At 70.9% G+C, this 15,940-nt stretch carries 13 protein-coding genes; 10 read left to right on the top strand and 3 right to left on the bottom strand.

The window, feature by feature from the left end:
* The first annotated feature begins 117 nt into the window (after nt 1-117).
* From ABZT12_RS34700 to serA, 4 genes are all read left to right on the top strand, one after another.
* Nucleotides 118-1,965: an acetolactate synthase large subunit gene (locus ABZT12_RS34700; RefSeq protein ID WP_356392300.1), complete on the top strand. Its 1,848-nt coding sequence runs from the start codon at nt 118-120 to the stop codon at nt 1,963-1,965.
* 20 nt (nt 1,966-1,985) lie between these two features.
* Entirely contained in the window at nt 1,986-2,513 is a 528-nt protein-coding gene (gene ilvN, locus ABZT12_RS34695; protein WP_356392296.1) for an acetolactate synthase small subunit, read from the top strand.
* Between the two features lie 88 nt (nt 2,514-2,601).
* Complete coding sequence (ilvC, locus tag ABZT12_RS34690) at nt 2,602-3,600, top strand: ketol-acid reductoisomerase (protein WP_356392293.1); 999 nt, start codon at nt 2,602-2,604, stop codon at nt 3,598-3,600.
* A gap of 269 nt (nt 3,601-3,869) precedes the next feature.
* The gene (serA, locus tag ABZT12_RS34685; protein ID WP_356392290.1) at nt 3,870-5,459 is read left to right on the top strand and encodes a phosphoglycerate dehydrogenase; all 1,590 of its coding nucleotides are present in this window, start codon (nt 3,870-3,872) and stop codon (nt 5,457-5,459) included.
* 122 nt (nt 5,460-5,581) lie between these two features.
* Here the strand turns inward: serA and ABZT12_RS34680 are convergent, their stop codons facing one another.
* Complete coding sequence (locus ABZT12_RS34680; protein ID WP_356392287.1) at nt 5,582-7,147, bottom strand: MFS transporter; 1,566 nt, start codon at nt 7,145-7,147, stop codon at nt 5,582-5,584.
* 135 nt (nt 7,148-7,282) lie between these two features.
* Between ABZT12_RS34680 and ABZT12_RS34675 the strand changes: the two genes are divergently transcribed.
* Nucleotides 7,283-7,900, top strand: coding sequence for a TetR/AcrR family transcriptional regulator (locus tag ABZT12_RS34675; protein ID WP_356392284.1), 618 nt, complete (start codon nt 7,283-7,285; stop codon nt 7,898-7,900).
* Between the two features lie 33 nt (nt 7,901-7,933).
* Here the strand turns inward: ABZT12_RS34675 and ABZT12_RS34670 are convergent, their stop codons facing one another.
* On the bottom strand, nt 7,934-9,130 hold the full coding sequence (locus tag ABZT12_RS34670; protein WP_356392280.1) for a helix-turn-helix domain-containing protein: 1,197 nt from the start codon (nt 9,128-9,130) through the stop codon (nt 7,934-7,936).
* Between the two features lie 154 nt (nt 9,131-9,284).
* On the opposite strand from ABZT12_RS34670, the gene ABZT12_RS34665 reads away from it, so the two are divergent.
* The 4 genes from ABZT12_RS34665 to ABZT12_RS34650 all read left to right on the top strand — a co-directional run bounded on the left by ABZT12_RS34665 (nt 9,285) and on the right by ABZT12_RS34650 (nt 12,983).
* Nucleotides 9,285-10,211, top strand: coding sequence for a proline dehydrogenase family protein (locus tag ABZT12_RS34665; RefSeq protein WP_356392277.1), 927 nt, complete (start codon nt 9,285-9,287; stop codon nt 10,209-10,211).
* A 31-nt stretch (nt 10,212-10,242) separates the two neighbouring features.
* On the top strand, nt 10,243-11,883 hold the full coding sequence (gene pruA / locus ABZT12_RS34660; protein ID WP_356392274.1) for an L-glutamate gamma-semialdehyde dehydrogenase: 1,641 nt from the start codon (nt 10,243-10,245) through the stop codon (nt 11,881-11,883).
* Nucleotides 11,884-12,003: 120 nt separating this feature from the next.
* Entirely contained in the window at nt 12,004-12,543 is a 540-nt protein-coding gene (locus ABZT12_RS34655; RefSeq protein ID WP_356392272.1) for a GNAT family N-acetyltransferase, read from the top strand.
* Between the two features lie 308 nt (nt 12,544-12,851).
* Nucleotides 12,852-12,983 (top strand): hypothetical protein, encoded by a 132-nt coding sequence (locus ABZT12_RS34650; RefSeq protein WP_356392269.1) that lies wholly within the window; start codon nt 12,852-12,854, stop codon nt 12,981-12,983.
* A gap of 52 nt (nt 12,984-13,035) precedes the next feature.
* On the opposite strand, the gene ABZT12_RS34645 is transcribed toward ABZT12_RS34650, so the two are convergent.
* Entirely contained in the window at nt 13,036-14,604 is a 1,569-nt protein-coding gene (locus tag ABZT12_RS34645) for a metallophosphoesterase family protein (RefSeq protein WP_356392266.1), read from the bottom strand.
* Between the two features lie 142 nt (nt 14,605-14,746).
* Here ABZT12_RS34645 and ABZT12_RS34640 point away from each other — a divergent pair, with 142 nt between their 5' ends.
* Nucleotides 14,747-15,790, top strand: coding sequence for a 3-isopropylmalate dehydrogenase (locus ABZT12_RS34640; RefSeq protein ID WP_356392263.1), 1,044 nt, complete (start codon nt 14,747-14,749; stop codon nt 15,788-15,790).
* Nucleotides 15,791-15,940 lie beyond the last annotated feature (150 nt).

Raw genomic sequence — 15,940 nt, 5'->3', positions numbered from 1 at the left:
GCTCCCCTCGCTTGCCTCACGGCACGAGGGGTTTTTTGTTGCACAGACACCTGCCGGTCAACGGCAGAACACCGTACGAACCTCGCAAAAACCCTCAGCATCGAGAAGAGACTGACGATGACCGAGCAGGCCACCGGGGCCCATCCGCAGCCGCGGCCCCGATCCGGAGGACAGCAGTCCGCCCCCGAGCACGTCACGGGCGCGCAGTCCCTCATCCGCTCTCTCGAAGAAGTCGGGGCCGACACGGTATTCGGCATTCCCGGCGGCGCGATCCTCCCCGCCTATGACCCGCTGATGGACTCCCAACGGGTGCGCCACGTCCTGGTCCGGCACGAGCAGGGAGCCGGCCACGCGGCCACCGGCTACGCGCAGGCCACCGGCAAGGTCGGTGTCTGCATGGCCACTTCGGGCCCCGGCGCCACCAACCTGGTCACGCCGATCGCCGACGCCCACATGGACTCCGTGGCGATGGTCGCGATCACCGGCCAGGTCGCCGCGAAGGCGATCGGCACGGACGCCTTCCAGGAGGCGGACATCGTCGGCATCACGATGCCCGTCACCAAGCACAACTTCCTCGTCACCAAGGCCGAGGACATCCCGCGCACCATCGCGCAGGCGTTCCACATCGCCTCCACCGGACGTCCGGGCCCGGTCCTGGTCGACATCGCCAAGGACGCCCTCCAGGCGAAGACGACCTTCTCCTGGCCGCCGGTCATGGACCTGCCCGGCTACCGGCCGGTGACCAAGCCGCACGCCAAGCAGATCCGCGAGGCCGCCAAGCTGATCACCTCCGCCAAGCGGCCCGTCCTCTACGTCGGCGGTGGCGTCCTCAAGGCGCATGCCACCGCGGAGCTGAAGGTCCTCGCGGAGCTGACCGGGGCGCCCGTCACCACCACCCTGATGGCGCTCGGCGCGTTCCCCGACACCCACGACCTCCACCTGGGCATGCCGGGCATGCACGGCTCCGTGGCCGCCGTCACCGCGCTGCAGAAGGCCGACCTGATCGTCGCCCTCGGCGCCCGCTTCGACGACCGCGTCACCGGCAAGCTCGACAGCTTCGCGCCGTACGCCAAGATCGTCCACGCGGACATCGACCCGGCCGAGATCGGCAAGAACCGCGAGGCCGACGTGCCGATCGTCGGTGACGCCCGCGAGGTCATCGCCGACCTGGTCCAGGCCGTGCAGAAGGAGCACAGCGAGGGCCACCGGGGCGACTGCACCGCCTGGTGGAAGGAGCTGAGCCGGTGGCGCGAGACGTACCCGCTCGGCTACGACCAGCCGGCCGACGGCTCGCTCTCCCCGCAGCAGGTCATCGAGCGCATCGGCCAACTCGCCCCGGAGGGAACGATCTTCACGGCCGGCGTCGGCCAGCACCAGATGTGGGCCGCCCACTTCATCCAGTACGAGCAGCCCGCGACCTGGCTGAACTCCGGCGGCGCCGGAACCATGGGGTACGCGGTCCCGGCCGCGATGGGCGCCAAGGCCGGCGTCCCGGACCGTACGGTCTGGGCGATCGACGGCGACGGCTGCTTCCAGATGACCAACCAGGAACTCACCACCTGCGCCCTCAACAACATCCCGATCAAGGTCGCCATCATCAACAACGGCGCCCTCGGCATGGTCCGCCAGTGGCAGACCCTCTTCTACAACCAGCGGTACTCCAACACCGTGCTGCACAGCGGCCCCGGCGCGGACGGCAAGCAGCCCAGCGCCGGCACCCGCGTCCCCGACTTCGTCAAACTGTCGGAGGCGATGGGCTGTTACGCGATCCGCTGCGAGTCCGCCGACGACCTCGACAAGGTCATCGAGGAGGCGAACTCGATCAACGACCGCCCCGTCGTGATCGACTTCATCGTCCACGAGGACGCGATGGTGTGGCCCATGGTCGCCGCCGGCACCTCCAACGACGAGGTCATGTTCGCCCGGGACGTCCGCCCCGACTTCGGCGACAACGAAGACGACTGAGCGAGAGAGACGAAAGAGAAATGTCCAAGCACACGCTCTCCGTCCTGGTGGAGAACAAGCCCGGCGTCCTCGCCCGGATCACCGCCCTGTTCTCCCGGCGCGGCTTCAACATCGACTCGCTCGCCGTCGGCGTCACCGAGCACCCCGACATCTCCCGCATCACCATCGTCGTCAACGTGATCGAGGCGCTCCCCCTCGAACAGGTCACCAAGCAGCTCAACAAGCTCGTCAACGTGCTGAAGATCGTGGAGCTGGAGGCCGGAGCGGCCGTTCAGCGCGAACTCGTTCTGGTGAAGGTGCGCGCCGACAACGAGACGCGCTCCCAGATCGTCGAGATCGTCCAGCTGTTCCGCGCCAAGACGGTCGACGTCTCCCCGGAGGCCGTCACCGTCGAGGCCACGGGCAGCAGCGACAAGCTGACCGCCATGCTCAAGATGCTGGAGCCGTACGGCATCAAGGAGCTGGTCCAGTCCGGCACGATCGCCATCGGCCGCGGCGCGCGCTCGATCACCGACCGGTCGCTGCGCGCCCTCGACCGCTCCGCGTGACGCCCGCATTCCGAGACCCCGAAACCTCCCTTCCCTCCACCGTCATACGGTGGGACGCGACACCTGCACACCAAGGAGAGAACCCATAGTGGCCGAGCTGTTCTACGACGCCGACGCAGACCTGTCCATCATCCAGGGCCGCAAGGTCGCGGTCATCGGCTACGGCAGCCAGGGCCACGCCCACGCGCTGTCGCTGCGTGACTCGGGCGTCGACGTCCGGGTCGGTCTCCACGAGGGCTCCAAGTCCAAGGCGAAGGCCGAGGAGCAGGGCCTGCGCGTGGTGACGCCCGCCGAGGCCGCCACCGAGGCCGACGTCATCATGATCCTGGTGCCGGACCCGATCCAGGCGCAGGTCTACGAGGAGTCCATCAAGGACAACCTGAAGGACGGCGACGCGCTCTTCTTCGGGCACGGCCTGAACATCCGCTACGGCTTCATCAAGCCGCCGGCCGGCATCGACGTCTGCATGGTCGCCCCCAAGGGCCCGGGCCACCTGGTGCGCCGCCAGTACGAGGAGGGCCGCGGCGTTCCGTGTATCGCGGCCGTCGAGCAGGACGCGACCGGCAACGGCTTCGAGCTCGCCCTGTCGTACGCGAAGGGCATCGGCGGCACCCGTGCCGGCGTCATCAAGACGACCTTCACCGAGGAGACCGAGACCGACCTCTTCGGCGAGCAGGCCGTCCTGTGCGGTGGCACCGCGGCGCTGGTCAAGGCGGGCTTCGAGACGCTGACCGAGGCCGGCTACCAGCCGGAGATCGCCTACTTCGAGTGCCTCCACGAGCTGAAGCTGATCGTCGACCTCATGTACGAGGGCGGCCTGGAGAAGATGCGCTGGTCCGTCTCCGAGACCGCCGAGTGGGGCGACTACATCACCGGCCCGCGGATCATCACCGACGCCACCAAGGCCGAGATGAAGCAGGTCCTCGCGGAGATCCAGGACGGCACGTTCGCCAAGAACTGGATGGCCGAGTACCACGGCGGCCTGAAGAAGTACAACGAGTACAAGAGCCAGGACGAGAAGAGCCTCCTGGAGACCACCGGCAAGGAGCTGCGCAAGCTCATGTCGTGGGTGGACGACGAGGCGTAGGCCTTGTGCCCGAAGGGGCCGGAGCGAGCCGCTCCGGCCCCTTCGGCGAACCCGGGCGACACCCGCCAACCGAGGGTCGTCCAGCCCGTCCGGCCACGGACGGGTGATCCTTCCGCGGAGGCGGAGGACGACCGACGGGGCGCCACTACACTGCCGTACTACATACGCGTCAGGCCCACAGCGTCGTGCGTCTTCCACGCGGCTAGCACCCTCCACGCCTGCGGCCGTCGGGACGGCCGTCCGCACGCATTGGAACTGTGAGGACTCACGTGAGCTCGAAACCTGTCGTACTCATCGCTGAAGAGCTGTCGCCCGCGACTGTGGACGCCCTCGGCCCGGACTTCGAGATCAGGCACTGCAACGGCGCCGACCGGGCCGAGCTGCTGCCCGCCATCGCCGACGTGGACGCGATCCTGATCCGTTCGGCGACCAAGGTCGACGCCGAGGCCATCGCCGCGGCGCGGAAGCTGAAGGTCGTCGCACGAGCCGGCGTCGGCCTCGACAACGTCGACGTCTCCGCCGCCACCAAGGCCGGCGTGATGGTCGTCAACGCGCCCACCTCCAACATCGTCACCGCCGCCGAACTGGCCTGCGGTCTCCTCCTCGCCACCGCCCGGCACATCCCGCAGGCCAATGCCGCGCTGAAGAACGGCGAGTGGAAGCGGAGCAAGTACACCGGCGTCGAACTCGCCGAGAAGACCCTCGGCGTCGTCGGCCTCGGCCGCATCGGCGCGCTGGTCGCCCAGCGCATGTCCGGCTTCGGCATGAAGGTCGTCGCCTACGACCCCTACGTGCAGCCCGCGCGCGCCGCCCAGATGGGCGTCAGGGTGCTCTCCCTCGACGAACTCCTCGAAGTCTCCGACTTCATCACCGTGCACCTGCCGAAGACGCCCGAGACGCTCGGTCTCATCGGCGACGAGGCGCTGCGCAAGGTCAAGCCGACCGTGCGGATCGTCAACGCCGCGCGCGGCGGGATCGTCGACGAGGAGGCGCTGTACTCGGCGCTCAAGGAGGGCCGCGTGGCCGGCGCCGGCCTCGACGTGTACGCGAAGGAGCCCTGCACGGACTCCCCGCTCTTCGAGTTCGACCAGGTCGTCTCCACCCCGCACCTCGGCGCGTCGACCGACGAGGCGCAGGAGAAGGCGGGCATCGCCGTCGCCAGGTCGGTGCGGCTCGCGCTCGCCGGCGAACTCGTGCCCGACGCGGTCAACGTGCAGGGCGGGGTCATCGCCGAGGACGTCAAGCCGGGCCTGCCGCTCGCCGAGAAGCTCGGCCGCATCTTCACCGCGCTCGCGGGCGAGGTCGCGGTCCGCCTCGACGTCGAGGTGTACGGCGAGATCACCCAGCACGATGTGAAGGTGCTCGAACTCTCCGCGCTCAAGGGCGTGTTCGAGGACGTCGTCGACGAGACCGTGTCCTACGTCAACGCGCCGCTCTTCGCGCAGGAGCGCGGGGTCGAGGTGCGTCTGACGACCAGCTCGGAGTCGGCGGACCACCGCAACGTCGTCACCGTGCGCGGCACCCTCTCCGACGGCGAGGAGGTCGCGGTCTCCGGCACGCTGGCCGGCCCGAAGAACGTGCAGAAGATCGTCGCGGTCGGCGACTACGACGTGGACCTCGCGCTCGCCGACCACATGGTCGTCCTGCGCTACGAGGACCGTCCGGGCGTCGTCGGCACCGTGGGCCGGGTCTTCGGCGAGGCGGGCATCAACATCGCCGGCATGCAGGTGTCGCGTGCGGTCGCCGGCGGCGAGGCGCTGGCGGTCCTGACGGTCGACGACACGGTGACCGCGGGCGTGCTGGCGGAGGTGGCCGAGGAGATCGGCGCGACCTCCTCGCGCTCGGTCAACCTGGTCTGACGCGGGCCCCATTGGGGCGAACGCCGGACGGGCCGAGGAAATCCTCGGCCCGTCCGGCGTTCGCGTTCTCCCGTGTTCTGGGGCGTATCACCGCGTTCTCCCCGCGTTCTCCACGGGGCGGCTCAGGCGGCGACCCGCTCCGGCTGCCGCTCCCGGCCGGACTCCTCCGCCGGGCTCTCCTGGGTGGGTACGTGGATCCCGCGCAGGGTCCTGGCCGCCGCGAACGCCGCCCCCAGGAGCAGGACCGCGCCGGCGACCGCCGCTCCGTGCATGCCGTTGGTGAAGGCCTCCCGGGCCGCGGTCGCCAGGGCGTCGCCGGTGTGGCCGGGCAGCTTCGCGGCGACGGCGAGGGCGCCGCCGAGGGTCTCGTGCGCCGCGGCCGGGGCCGAGGCGGGCATGTCGTGGCGGTAGACGGCCGTACCGATGGAGCCGAGGACGGCCATGCCCAGCGCGCCGCCGAACTCCGCGCCGGTCTCCATCAGTGAGGACGCGACGCCCGCCTTCTCGACCGGGGCGGTGCTCATCGCGAGGTCCATGATCTGCGACATCACCATGACGATCCCGGAGGCCAGGACCCCGCTCGCGGCCAGGATCAGCCAGAGCGCGTCGGGACCGACCAGGGCGAGCATGCCGTAGCCGGCGGCGGCGAGGGCGAAGCCGGCGGTGACGACGTAGGCGCGGTTGACGCCCCTCTGGACGAGGGAGGTCGCCAGCGGGGCCGCCATGCCGATCGGCACCGAGGGGAGCAGCGACCACAGGGCCGCGTCCATCGCGCTCTTGTCGAGCACCGACTGAAGGTACTGCGTGGTGAAGAAGGCCGAGCCCATCATGCCGAAGGCGGAGACGAGGTTGAGCGCCACGGAGGGGGCGAAGCCACGGCCGCGGAACAGCTCCGGGGAGATCATCGGCGACTCGGCGGTGCGCTGGCGGCGGACGAAGAGGACGGCGAAGACCAGACCGACGGCGATCGAGACGACGTACTGGACGTGCCAGCCGTCGGAGGGGATCTCCTTGAGGCCGTAGATCACCGGCAGGACGGCGGCCAGGGAGAGCGGGACGCTCAGCCAGTCGAAGCGGCCGGGCGCGGGGTTCCTGGACTCGGGGAGCAGGAACGGGCCGAGGACCAGCAGCAGGGCCATCGCGGGCAGGTTGACCAGGAAGACCGAGCCCCACCAGAAGTACTGGACGAGCACACCGCTGAGCACGGAGCCGAGGGCGATGCCGGCGGTCATCACGCCGGACCAGAGACCGATCGCCTTCGCGCGCTGGCCGGGGTCGGTGAACATCGTGCGCAGCAGCGCCATCGTCGAGGGCATCAGGGTCGCGCCGCCGATGCCGAGGACCGCTCGGGCCGCGATGAGGGTCTCGGCGCTGTTGGCGTAGGCCGCGACGAGGGAGGCGGTGCCGAAGGCGGCGGCGCCGATCAGCAGCAGCTTGCGGCGGCCGATGCGGTCGCCGAGCGAGCCCATCGTCATCAGCAGGCCGGCCAGGACGAAGGCGTAGATGTCGAAGATCCAGAGCTGCTGGGTGCCGCTGGGCCGCAGGTCGGCGCTGATCGAGGGGATCGCGAAGTACAGGACCGAGACGTCCATGGAGACCAGCAGCAGCGGCAGCATCAGGACACCGAGCGCGGTCCATTCCCGGCGCCCTGCCCGGGAGGTCGGGGTGGTGCTCGTCGAGTTCGTCATGAGAGTGAATGTACACACGTATTAAACGCTTGTCTAGAACAAACGTGTAGGACGTTCGTGTAGGACAGCTGTGTAGTACGTCCGTGTAAATCATCCGTCTAGGACGCATGTATGGATCGGCGGTAGGGTGGGGGTATGGGACACCGTGAGGATCTGCTCGAAGGCGCCAAGCGCTGCCTGCTGGAGAAGGGGTTCGCGCGCACGACCGCGCGCGACATCGTGAAGGAGTCGGGGACCAACCTGGCCTCGATCGGCTACCACTACGGCTCGAAGGACGCGCTGCTGGCACAGGCGTATCTCGCGCTCGTGGAGCAGACCTCCGACGCGTTCGAGGGCGGGGAGGACGCGCGGATCGGGGGTGCCCCCGGTTCCCTGGAGCGGTTCAGGGCGGTCTTCGCCAACATCGTCGCCACCATGAGCCTGCCCGGCTCGATGTGGCGGCTCGGCATGGAGGTCATGTCGATGGGCGACCAGATGCCCGAGGTCCGCGACCACCTGGTGCGGGCCCAGCGCGAGGGCGGGCGCGGGATGGTCGCGATCATCATGGACGTGCCCGAGAACGAGGTCTCCGACGAGACCGCTGACACGCTGGGCGGCATCTACATGACGCTCATCACCGGACTCATCGCGCAGTGGACGTTCGACCAGAAGAGCGCGCCCGACGCGGACCAACTCACCGAAGGACTGCGGCAGATCGTCGAGGCGGCCGGCCGGCCGGAGCTCGCCGCCACGGCCGGCGACGACACCCCGTAGGGCACCCGGCTCGGCAGCGGAGGCCGAACTCCCCTACAGTCGGGCCGACTTGAGTGCCATGTGCAGCAGCAGGCGGTCCTCACCGTCGTCCAGGTCCAGGCCCGTCAACTGCTCGACGCGGGAGAGCCGGTAGTAGAGGGTCTGGCGGTGGATGCCCAACTCCGCGGCCGTGCGGCCCGCTTGGCCGGCGCGGTCGAGGTACAGCTCGCAGGTGCGGGCGAGTTCGTGGTGGGCGGGCGAGAGCAGCGGGCCGACCGCCGGATCGTGGGCGGCCTCCGGGGGCAGCGCGGTCAGCAGCCGGTACGGGCCGATGTGCGCCCACTCCGCGACCGGACCGAAGCTGGGCTCGGCGAGGGCGGCGCGCGCGGCGGCGGTCGCCTCCTGCCAGGCGGTGCCCAGGCCGGTGAGCCCGGTCCGTGGTTCGCCGACGCCCGCCGTACGCGGTTCCCCGGACGGCTGGTGCGGGCCCTCCTTCAGCAGGCGGGCCGCGGTCGCCGTCGCCGGGGTCCGTACATCCGTCGACCGCAGCCGGACCAGGACGGCGAGGCACTGTCCCGTCGTGCCCCAGGGCACCGTGCACAGCGCCGTCGCGTGCGGGACGGTGCGGGCCGACGGGGCGTCGTCGGGGTCGGGCGACGGCCAGGGGGCCACGCAGAGCAGGGAGTGCGGGCCGTCGCCGCGCGGGCCGAGGGCCGTGCGCAGGGCGGCCACCGCCATGTCGCGCCGCCAGCCCCGCTCGGCGGTGAGGACCGCCCTCAGCTCACGCGTCAGGTCGGCGCCCGCCTGCGCCTCGTCGGCCAGCAGCGCCCCGATCCGCGCGGCGACCGCCATCGCCGCCGTGAGCCGCGGCTCGGCGGGCCCCGGATCGTCGGCCAGCAGCCAGACGTAGCCGAGGACGACACCGCGGTGGCGGGCCGGCAGGCAGACGCGTCCCCGGTGGACCCCGGCCTCCGGGGTCGGCGGGATGCGGACCGGGCCGGTGGCGCGGGTGATGCCGAAGCCCTCGAACCAGGTGCGGATCGCCGCCGTGGAGCGGCGGGTCAGGATCGAGCGGGTGCGGACCGGGTCCAGGGCGGCCGGGTCCAGGTCGCCCTCACCGTCGTAGGCACCGAAGGCGATCAGTTCGAAGTCGCGGTTCTCCAGGGTCGCGGGGGCGCCGAGGAGCTCCGAGATCTCGTCGACCAGTTCCTGGTAGTCGGCCCGGTGGTCGAAGGGTGCGGCGTCGGACATCACCCGGGCATTCTCCCGCACTCCGCGCGGCTTTCATCCATCTGTATGAGATCCGCGGCCCGGATGCGTGACAGCTGTCGATGGCCGACGGTCGGAGGAGTCCCTAGGTTTCACGGAGGTTCCCCGTCCGTCCGGTCCGTTGTGGAGGTGCCCTGTGCTGGGACCCGTGATTCTCGCCGCCTCGCGCAGCGGTCGGCTGCGCCGGCTGATCTGCGCCGCCCCGGTGACCAGGCAGGTCGTCGACCGGTTCATCCCCGGCGAGACCGTCGAGGAGATCGTGCCGATCATCCAGGACCTCACCGGCAAGGGCCTGGAACTGACGCTGGACGTCGTCGGCGAGGACATCACCACCCCCGGGCAGGCCGCCGCCGCCCGTGACGCCTACCTGGCGCTGGTGGACCGCCTCCGCGAACTGGAGCTGGGCACCCGGGCTGAGATGTCCGTCAAGCTGTCGATGTTCGGGCAGGCGCTGGAGGGCGGCCACGAGCTGGCCCTCGCCAACGTGCGGCCCGTCGTCGAGGCCGCCGCCGCGATCGGCACCACCGTCACCCTGGACGCCGAGGACCACACCACCCTCGACTCGATGTTCGCGATCCACGAGGAGCTGCGGAAGGACTTCCCGCAGACCGGCTGTGTCATCCAGGCCTACCTCTTCCGCACCGAGGCCGACGCCCGCCGCCTCGCCGGGGCCGGCAGCCGGGTACGGCTCGTCAAGGGCGCCTACAAGGAGCCCGCCGAGGTCGCCTACCAGCAGAAGCACGAGATCGACAAGGCGTACGTACGGATCCTGAAGACCCTGATGGAGGGCGCGGGGTACCCGATGATCGGGTCCCACGACCCGCGCCTCATCTCCATCGGCCAGGAACTCGCCCGGCGGGCCGGCCGCAAGCCCGACGAGTACGAGTTCCAGATGCTCTACGGCATCCGCGGCGAGGAGCATCTGCGCCTCGCCGCCGAGGGCCACCGGATGCGCGTCTACACCGCCTACGGCACCGACTGGTACGGCTACTTCATGCGGCGCCTCGCCGAGAAGCCCGCCAACCTGCTCTTCTTCGGGCGCTCGATCCTCACCAAGGGCTGACCCACCCGCTCAGTAAGGAGTTACGGAACCCATGGACGCTGTGACCCAGGTCCCCACCCCCGTCAACGAGCCGGTGCGCGGCTACGCCCCCGGCTCGCCCGAGCGCGTCCGTCTGGAGGCCAGGCTCAAGGAGCTGGCCGACAACCCGGTCGACCTGCCGATGACCATCGGCGGCGAGCGGCGGATGGGCGGCGGCGAGCGTGTCGACGTCGTCCAGCCGCACCGCCACCAGGCCCGCCTCGGCACCTACGCCAACGCGACGAAGCAGGACGCCCAGGACGCGATCGACGCGGCCCTCGCCGCCGCGCCCGCCTGGCGCGCGATGTCCTTCGACGACCGCGCGGCGATCATCCTGCGCGCCGCCGAACTGCTGGCCGGCCCCTGGCGCGAGACCCTCGCCGCGTCGACGATGCTCGGGCAGTCCAAGACCGCCCAGCAGGCCGAGATCGACTGTCCCTGCGAGCTGGTCGACTTCTGGCGCTTCAACGTCAAGTACGCCCGCGACCTGCTCGCCGAGCAGCCCCCGGCCAACTCCCCGGGCGTCTGGAACCGGCTCGACCACCGCCCGCTGGAGGGCTTCGTCTACGCGATCACGCCGTTCAACTTCACGGCGATCGCCGGCAACCTGCCGACCGCGCCCGCGCTCATGGGCAACGTGGTGGTCTGGAAGCCGTCGCCGACCCAGACCCACGCGGCCGTCCTGCTGATGCGGCTGCTGGAGGAGGCGGGGCTGCCCAAGGGCGTCATCAACCTCGTCACCGGCGACGGCATCGAGGTCTCCGAGGTCGCCCTCCACCACCGCGACCTCGCGGGCATCCACTTCACCGGCTCCACCAAGACCTTCCAGTACCTGTGGAAGACGGTCGGCGCCAACATCGAGAAGTACCGCTCCTACCCGCGGCTGGTCGGCGAGACCGGCGGCAAGGACTTCGTCGTCGCCCACCCGAGCGCCGACCGCGCGGTGCTGAAGACCGCCCTGACCCGGGGCGCCTTCGAGTACCAGGGCCAGAAGTGCAGCGCGACCTCGCGGGCGTACATCCCGGCGTCGATCTGGAACTCCGGCTTCAAGGAGGAGTTCGCGGCCGAGGTCGACCAGCTGACCATGGGCGACGTCACCGACCTGTCGAACTTCCTCGGCGCGGTCATCGACGAGCGCTCCTTCGCCAAGAACAAGGCCGCCATCGACCGCGCCAAGGCCGCCCCCGCCTGCACGATCGTCGCCGGCGGCTCCTACGACGACTCGGTCGGCTACTTCGTCCGCCCGACCGTCGTCGAGTGCTCCGACCCCTTCGACGAGGTCTTCACGACCGAGTACTTCGGCCCGTTCCTCGCCGTGCACGTCTACGACGACAGCACGGACGACGCCTACGACACGATGCTCGACCAGATGGAGTCGGTCTCCGACTACGCGCTGACCGGCTCGGTCGTCGCCGGTGACCGGGCGGTGGCGGCGTACACGATGGAGAAGCTGCGGTACGCGGCCGGCAACTTCTACATCAACGACAAGTCGACCGGCGCCGTCGTCGGCCAGCAGCCCTTCGGCGGCGGCCGGGCCTCCGGCACCAACGACAAGGCGGGCGCCCCGCAGAACCTGATGCGCTGGACGCTGACCCGCGCCATCAAGGAGACGCTGGTCGCGCCGACCGAGTACGGCTACCCGCACATGGGCTGACCCCGCACGCGCCCACCGGGCCGGGAAGCCGTCCTGCGGGGCGGCGGCCCGGCCCGGCCGCGTACCGCCCGGAGCCCGGCCTCCGGCTTCCCGGAGAGGGCCGGAGGTGATACTGGCCCCATGGTGACCCGCCTCCGTACCGCCCACACCGCCGACCTCGCGCCGGCCGAGCTGCGCGCCGCCCGGGCCCTGCTGTACGCCGCCTTCGGCGGCGACTTCACCGACCAGGACTGGGACCACGGCCTCGGCGGCATGCACGTCCTCATCGACGACGACAGCGGCCTCGCCGCCCACGGTTCGGTGGTCATGCGCCGCGTCCGCCACGGCGGGCGCTGGCTGCGCGTCGGCTACGTCGAGAGCGTGGGCGTACGGCCCGACGCGCGCCGCCGGGGCCTGGGCGGCCGGGTCATGGCCGAGCTGGAGCGGATCGTCGAGCGCGGCTACGACGTGGGTCTGCTCGGGGCGAGCGACGCCGGCGCCCGGCTGTACGCGGCGCGCGGCTGGCTCCAGTGGCGGGGCCGGATCTGCGCCCTGGGCCCGGACGGCGCCGTCCACCTGCCCGAGGAGGAGGACAGCACCTACGCGCGCCCCGCCCTCGCCGGTCCGCTGGACCTCACCGCCGAACTCCTCTTCGACTGGCGGGACGGGGACGTGCTCTGACGGCCGATCGGCCGGACGGCGTCACCGCAGGTCAGCGCGGGATGGCCGGATGCGCCGTCTCAGATAGTAGGAAGTCCGAGTAATTGTGGAGACAGAACCGTGCTCCTCGCCTAACTTTGTAGGAGCCGAACGTCTCGCTCGACCGAGCGCAGGGCGGTCGTGAGCCGGGCACCGCGCAGGCAATCCCTGCGGCCCACCGTTCCCCGCCCCTCGGGCCCTTGACGGCCCCCCACGCCCCGCAGGCGGTGGGAGAGGCGCGGCACCCCCCATTTCTCCGCACTCCAGGATGTCGAAGGAGCCGATCCCCCATGGCCGAGACGACCGTCCGCCGCCGTATCCGCCACGTCCCCCGGACGAGCGAATCCGACCGCAAGAACGCCGCCGCCGCCCTCCAGCGTGCCCTCGACCGCAGGGACAACGGCGGCGAGACCGGCCACTGAGCCGGCCGCCACCCCGTATCGGGAGCCGCACCCGATGAGGTGCGGCGCGGTCTCACCGGCCGCGCCGCACCTCGAAGTGGTCGATGCGCTCGCCGCTCTGCGCCAGCGCCGACACCGTCAGTTTCGGTGCCGTACCGCTCTCCGCCTCCACCGAGAGGAAGGAGAAGCCCCGGTACCGCACCCGTGACCACTCCGCCGTCTCCGCCTTGGCGTGCCGGCCCTTCGTCCACTCCAGGGTCTCCACCGCGCCGTGCCGGGTGACGTGTCCCTCGTAGCTCTCCTTGACGCCCGACGGGAACCCGTAGAGGTCGCGCCCGCCGCCGCCCGCCGTGACGTAGACGATGCCGTCCCGGGTCGGGTCGGTGGACGCGCCGATCGGGACCGCCCGGCCGACCCCGCCGTCCCTGATCGCGTCGGTCCGCTCGTAGACGTGGTTGTGGCCGTTGATCACCAGGTCCACCTGGTGCTTCGCGAAGAGCGGCAGCCACTGCTCGCGCACTCCGCCGTCGGAGGCGTGCTGCGAGGTCGAGTAGGCGCAGTGGTGGAAGAAGACGACGACGAAGTCCACCGCGTCGGCGGCCCGCAGTGAACTCAGCGTGCGGGCAAGCCACTTGGTCTGCCTGCCGCCCGTGTGGCCGAGGTTGGCGGTGATCTCGTACGACACGTCGTTGGCGTCGAGGGCGACAAAGCCGACGTTGCCGTAGACGAAGGAGTAGGCGCCCGGACTCCCCGCCGGGTCGAAGCCGTTGTCCGGGAGGGACCAGCGGGCGAGCTGGCCGCCGTAGCCGTCGGGGGAGTACCAGGCCTCCATGTCGTGGTTGCCGGTGGTCGCCATCCAGGGAACGGACCTCGCGACCGGCTCGGTCTGTTTGAGGAACAGGTCCCAGTACGTGGGGTCGTAGCCGTCGGACTTCTTGCCCTGGCCGACGGTGTCGGCGTAGCAGAGGTCACCGGCGTGCAGATGGAAGGCGGGGTTCCGGCGCAGCAGGACATGGTCGTTGGCGACGGCGGCGTTGCTGACGCCCTGGTCGCCGAAGGCCGTGAACACGAACCTCTCCGGGCGGGCCGGCGCCGTACGGAACGAGCCGATCGTCGAGCGGTGCGGGGCCGAGGCCGGGTCGAAGCCGTCGTGGCCGACGCCGTAGTAGTACGTCGTGCCGGGGGTGAGGCCGTCCAGGGCCGCGTGCGGGTAGTACTGCTCGACCGCCGGGCGCACCCCCGTCACCCCGGGGGTGTGCAGGTCGCGCAGCTCCGCGGTGATCTTCCGGCTGAGGTCGTCGGGCCTCAACCCCACGCGGACGTAAGGGTGTCGGACGGCGAACGGCACCTGCCAGGAGATCCGCATCCCGGTCTTCGGGTCGGGCCCGAAGGCGAGGTGGCGGCCGAAGGGCGTGACCGCGGAGCCCCGCACCCGGGCCGTCGCGGAGGCCGGGGCCGCGGTCGCCCCGGCGGACCCGTGCCTCCCGTGGGCGGCGCAGCCGGTCAGCAGCCCGCCGGCCACCGCGCCCGCGGAGACCAGGGCGCGGCGCCTGGACAGCTTGGTGCGCAGGTACTCGTACTGCTCGGCCATGCTCATCCGGCGGGCGAGGTGCTCGGGGATGCCGACGTCAGGTGTCTCCATATCGACGAAGTTCCCAGCGAAGCCCAACGCGCGCCCTGCGCACGGGTGAACGCGGGTCGACATCCTGGTGCCGCCCACCCGTCGGCGTCCGTATCGCGGACAAGTCGTGTCATCACCTGGGACGAGGAGTAGGGTGCCCGACATGTCTCGCAGCCTCGATCTCGCAGTGATCCCCGGTGACGGCATCGGCCAGGAAGTCGTGGCCGAGGGTCTGAAGGTCCTCTCCGCCGTCCTTCCGCAGGACGTGAAGCTGGAGACCAAGGCCTACGACTTCGGCGCCCGGCGTTACCACGCCACCGGTGAGACCCTCACCGACGCCGACCTCGACGCCCTGAAGCGGCACGACGCCATCCTGCTCGGCGCGATCGGCGACCCCTCGGTCCCGTCCGGTGTCCTGGAGCGCGGCTTCCTGCTCAGGCTCCGCTTCGCCTTCGACCACCACGTCAACCTGCGCCCCTCGAAGCTGCTGCCGGGTGTCGCCACCCCGCTGGCCGGCGAGCCGCGGATCGACTTCGTCGTGGTCCGCGAGGGCACCGAGGGCCCCTACACCGGCAACGGCGGCACCATCCGCAAGGGCACCCCGCACGAGGTCGCCACCGAGGTCTCCGTCAACACGGCGTTCGGTGTCGAGCGGGTCGTCCGGGACGCCTTCGCCCGCGCCCAGGCCCGCCCGCGGAAGAAGCTGACGCTGGTCCACAAGAACAACGTGCTGACCTTCGCGGGTCACCTGTGGACGAACGTCTTCAACCGGGTCGCCGCGGAGTTCCCCGACGTCACCACGGACTACGTCCATGTGGACGCGGCGACGATCTACCTCGTCACCGACCCGGCCCGGTTCGACGTCATCGTCACCGACAACCTCTTCGGCGACATCATCACCGACCTCGCCGCAGCCGTCTCCGGCGGCATCGGCGTCGCCGCCAGCGGGAACATCAACCCGACCGGCGAGTTCCCCTCGATGTTCGAGCCCGTGCACGGCTCGGCGCCCGACATCGCGGGCCAGGGCAAGGCCGACCCCACCGCCACGGTCCTGTCCGTCGCCCTCCTCCTGCGCCACCTCGGCTACGACGCCGAGGCCGCCCGCATCGAGGAGGCCGTCTCCGCCGACCTCGCGGAGCGCACCGGCAAGCCCGCCCGCAGCACCACGGAGATCGGCGACGCCCTCTCCGTACGAGTAGCCGGCTGACCCGCGCCGCTCGACCACACCTCGAAGCCGCCGGGTCACCTCGTGCCCGGCGGCTTCCCCCTGCCCGCCGCCGGGTGACACCATCATTCACCGGGTCGCATTCACGCCGTTCTCGTCCACGGCGACCGCGCGCGATAATCGAACGCGGAG

This window comes from Streptomyces sp. NPDC005423, from assembly GCF_040606415.1.
Lineage (GTDB): Bacteria > Actinomycetota > Actinomycetes > Streptomycetales > Streptomycetaceae > Streptomyces.
This window is presented reverse-complemented; position numbering and strand designations above follow the sequence as displayed.

What these genes read in the sequence shown, in the direction of transcription:
- ilvN (WP_356392296.1), top strand. Translation starts at nt 1,986, where the DNA reads ATGTCCAAGCACACGCTCTCCGTCCTGGTGGAGAACAAGCCCGGCGTC.
- ABZT12_RS34655 (WP_356392272.1), top strand. Translation starts at nt 12,004, where the DNA reads ATGGTGACCCGCCTCCGTACCGCCCACACCGCCGACCTCGCGCCGGCC.
- pruA (WP_356392274.1), top strand. Translation starts at nt 10,243, where the DNA reads ATGGACGCTGTGACCCAGGTCCCCACCCCCGTCAACGAGCCGGTGCGC.
- ABZT12_RS34700 (WP_356392300.1), top strand. Translation starts at nt 118, where the DNA reads ATGACCGAGCAGGCCACCGGGGCCCATCCGCAGCCGCGGCCCCGATCC.
- ABZT12_RS34650 (WP_356392269.1), top strand. Translation starts at nt 12,852, where the DNA reads ATGGCCGAGACGACCGTCCGCCGCCGTATCCGCCACGTCCCCCGGACG.
- ABZT12_RS34640 (WP_356392263.1), top strand. Translation starts at nt 14,747, where the DNA reads ATGTCTCGCAGCCTCGATCTCGCAGTGATCCCCGGTGACGGCATCGGC.
- ABZT12_RS34675 (WP_356392284.1), top strand. Translation starts at nt 7,283, where the DNA reads ATGGGACACCGTGAGGATCTGCTCGAAGGCGCCAAGCGCTGCCTGCTG.
- ABZT12_RS34680 (WP_356392287.1), bottom strand. Translation starts at nt 7,147, where the DNA reads ATGACGAACTCGACGAGCACCACCCCGACCTCCCGGGCAGGGCGCCGG.
- ABZT12_RS34670 (WP_356392280.1), bottom strand. Translation starts at nt 9,130, where the DNA reads ATGTCCGACGCCGCACCCTTCGACCACCGGGCCGACTACCAGGAACTG.
- ABZT12_RS34645 (WP_356392266.1), bottom strand. Translation starts at nt 14,604, where the DNA reads ATGGAGACACCTGACGTCGGCATCCCCGAGCACCTCGCCCGCCGGATG.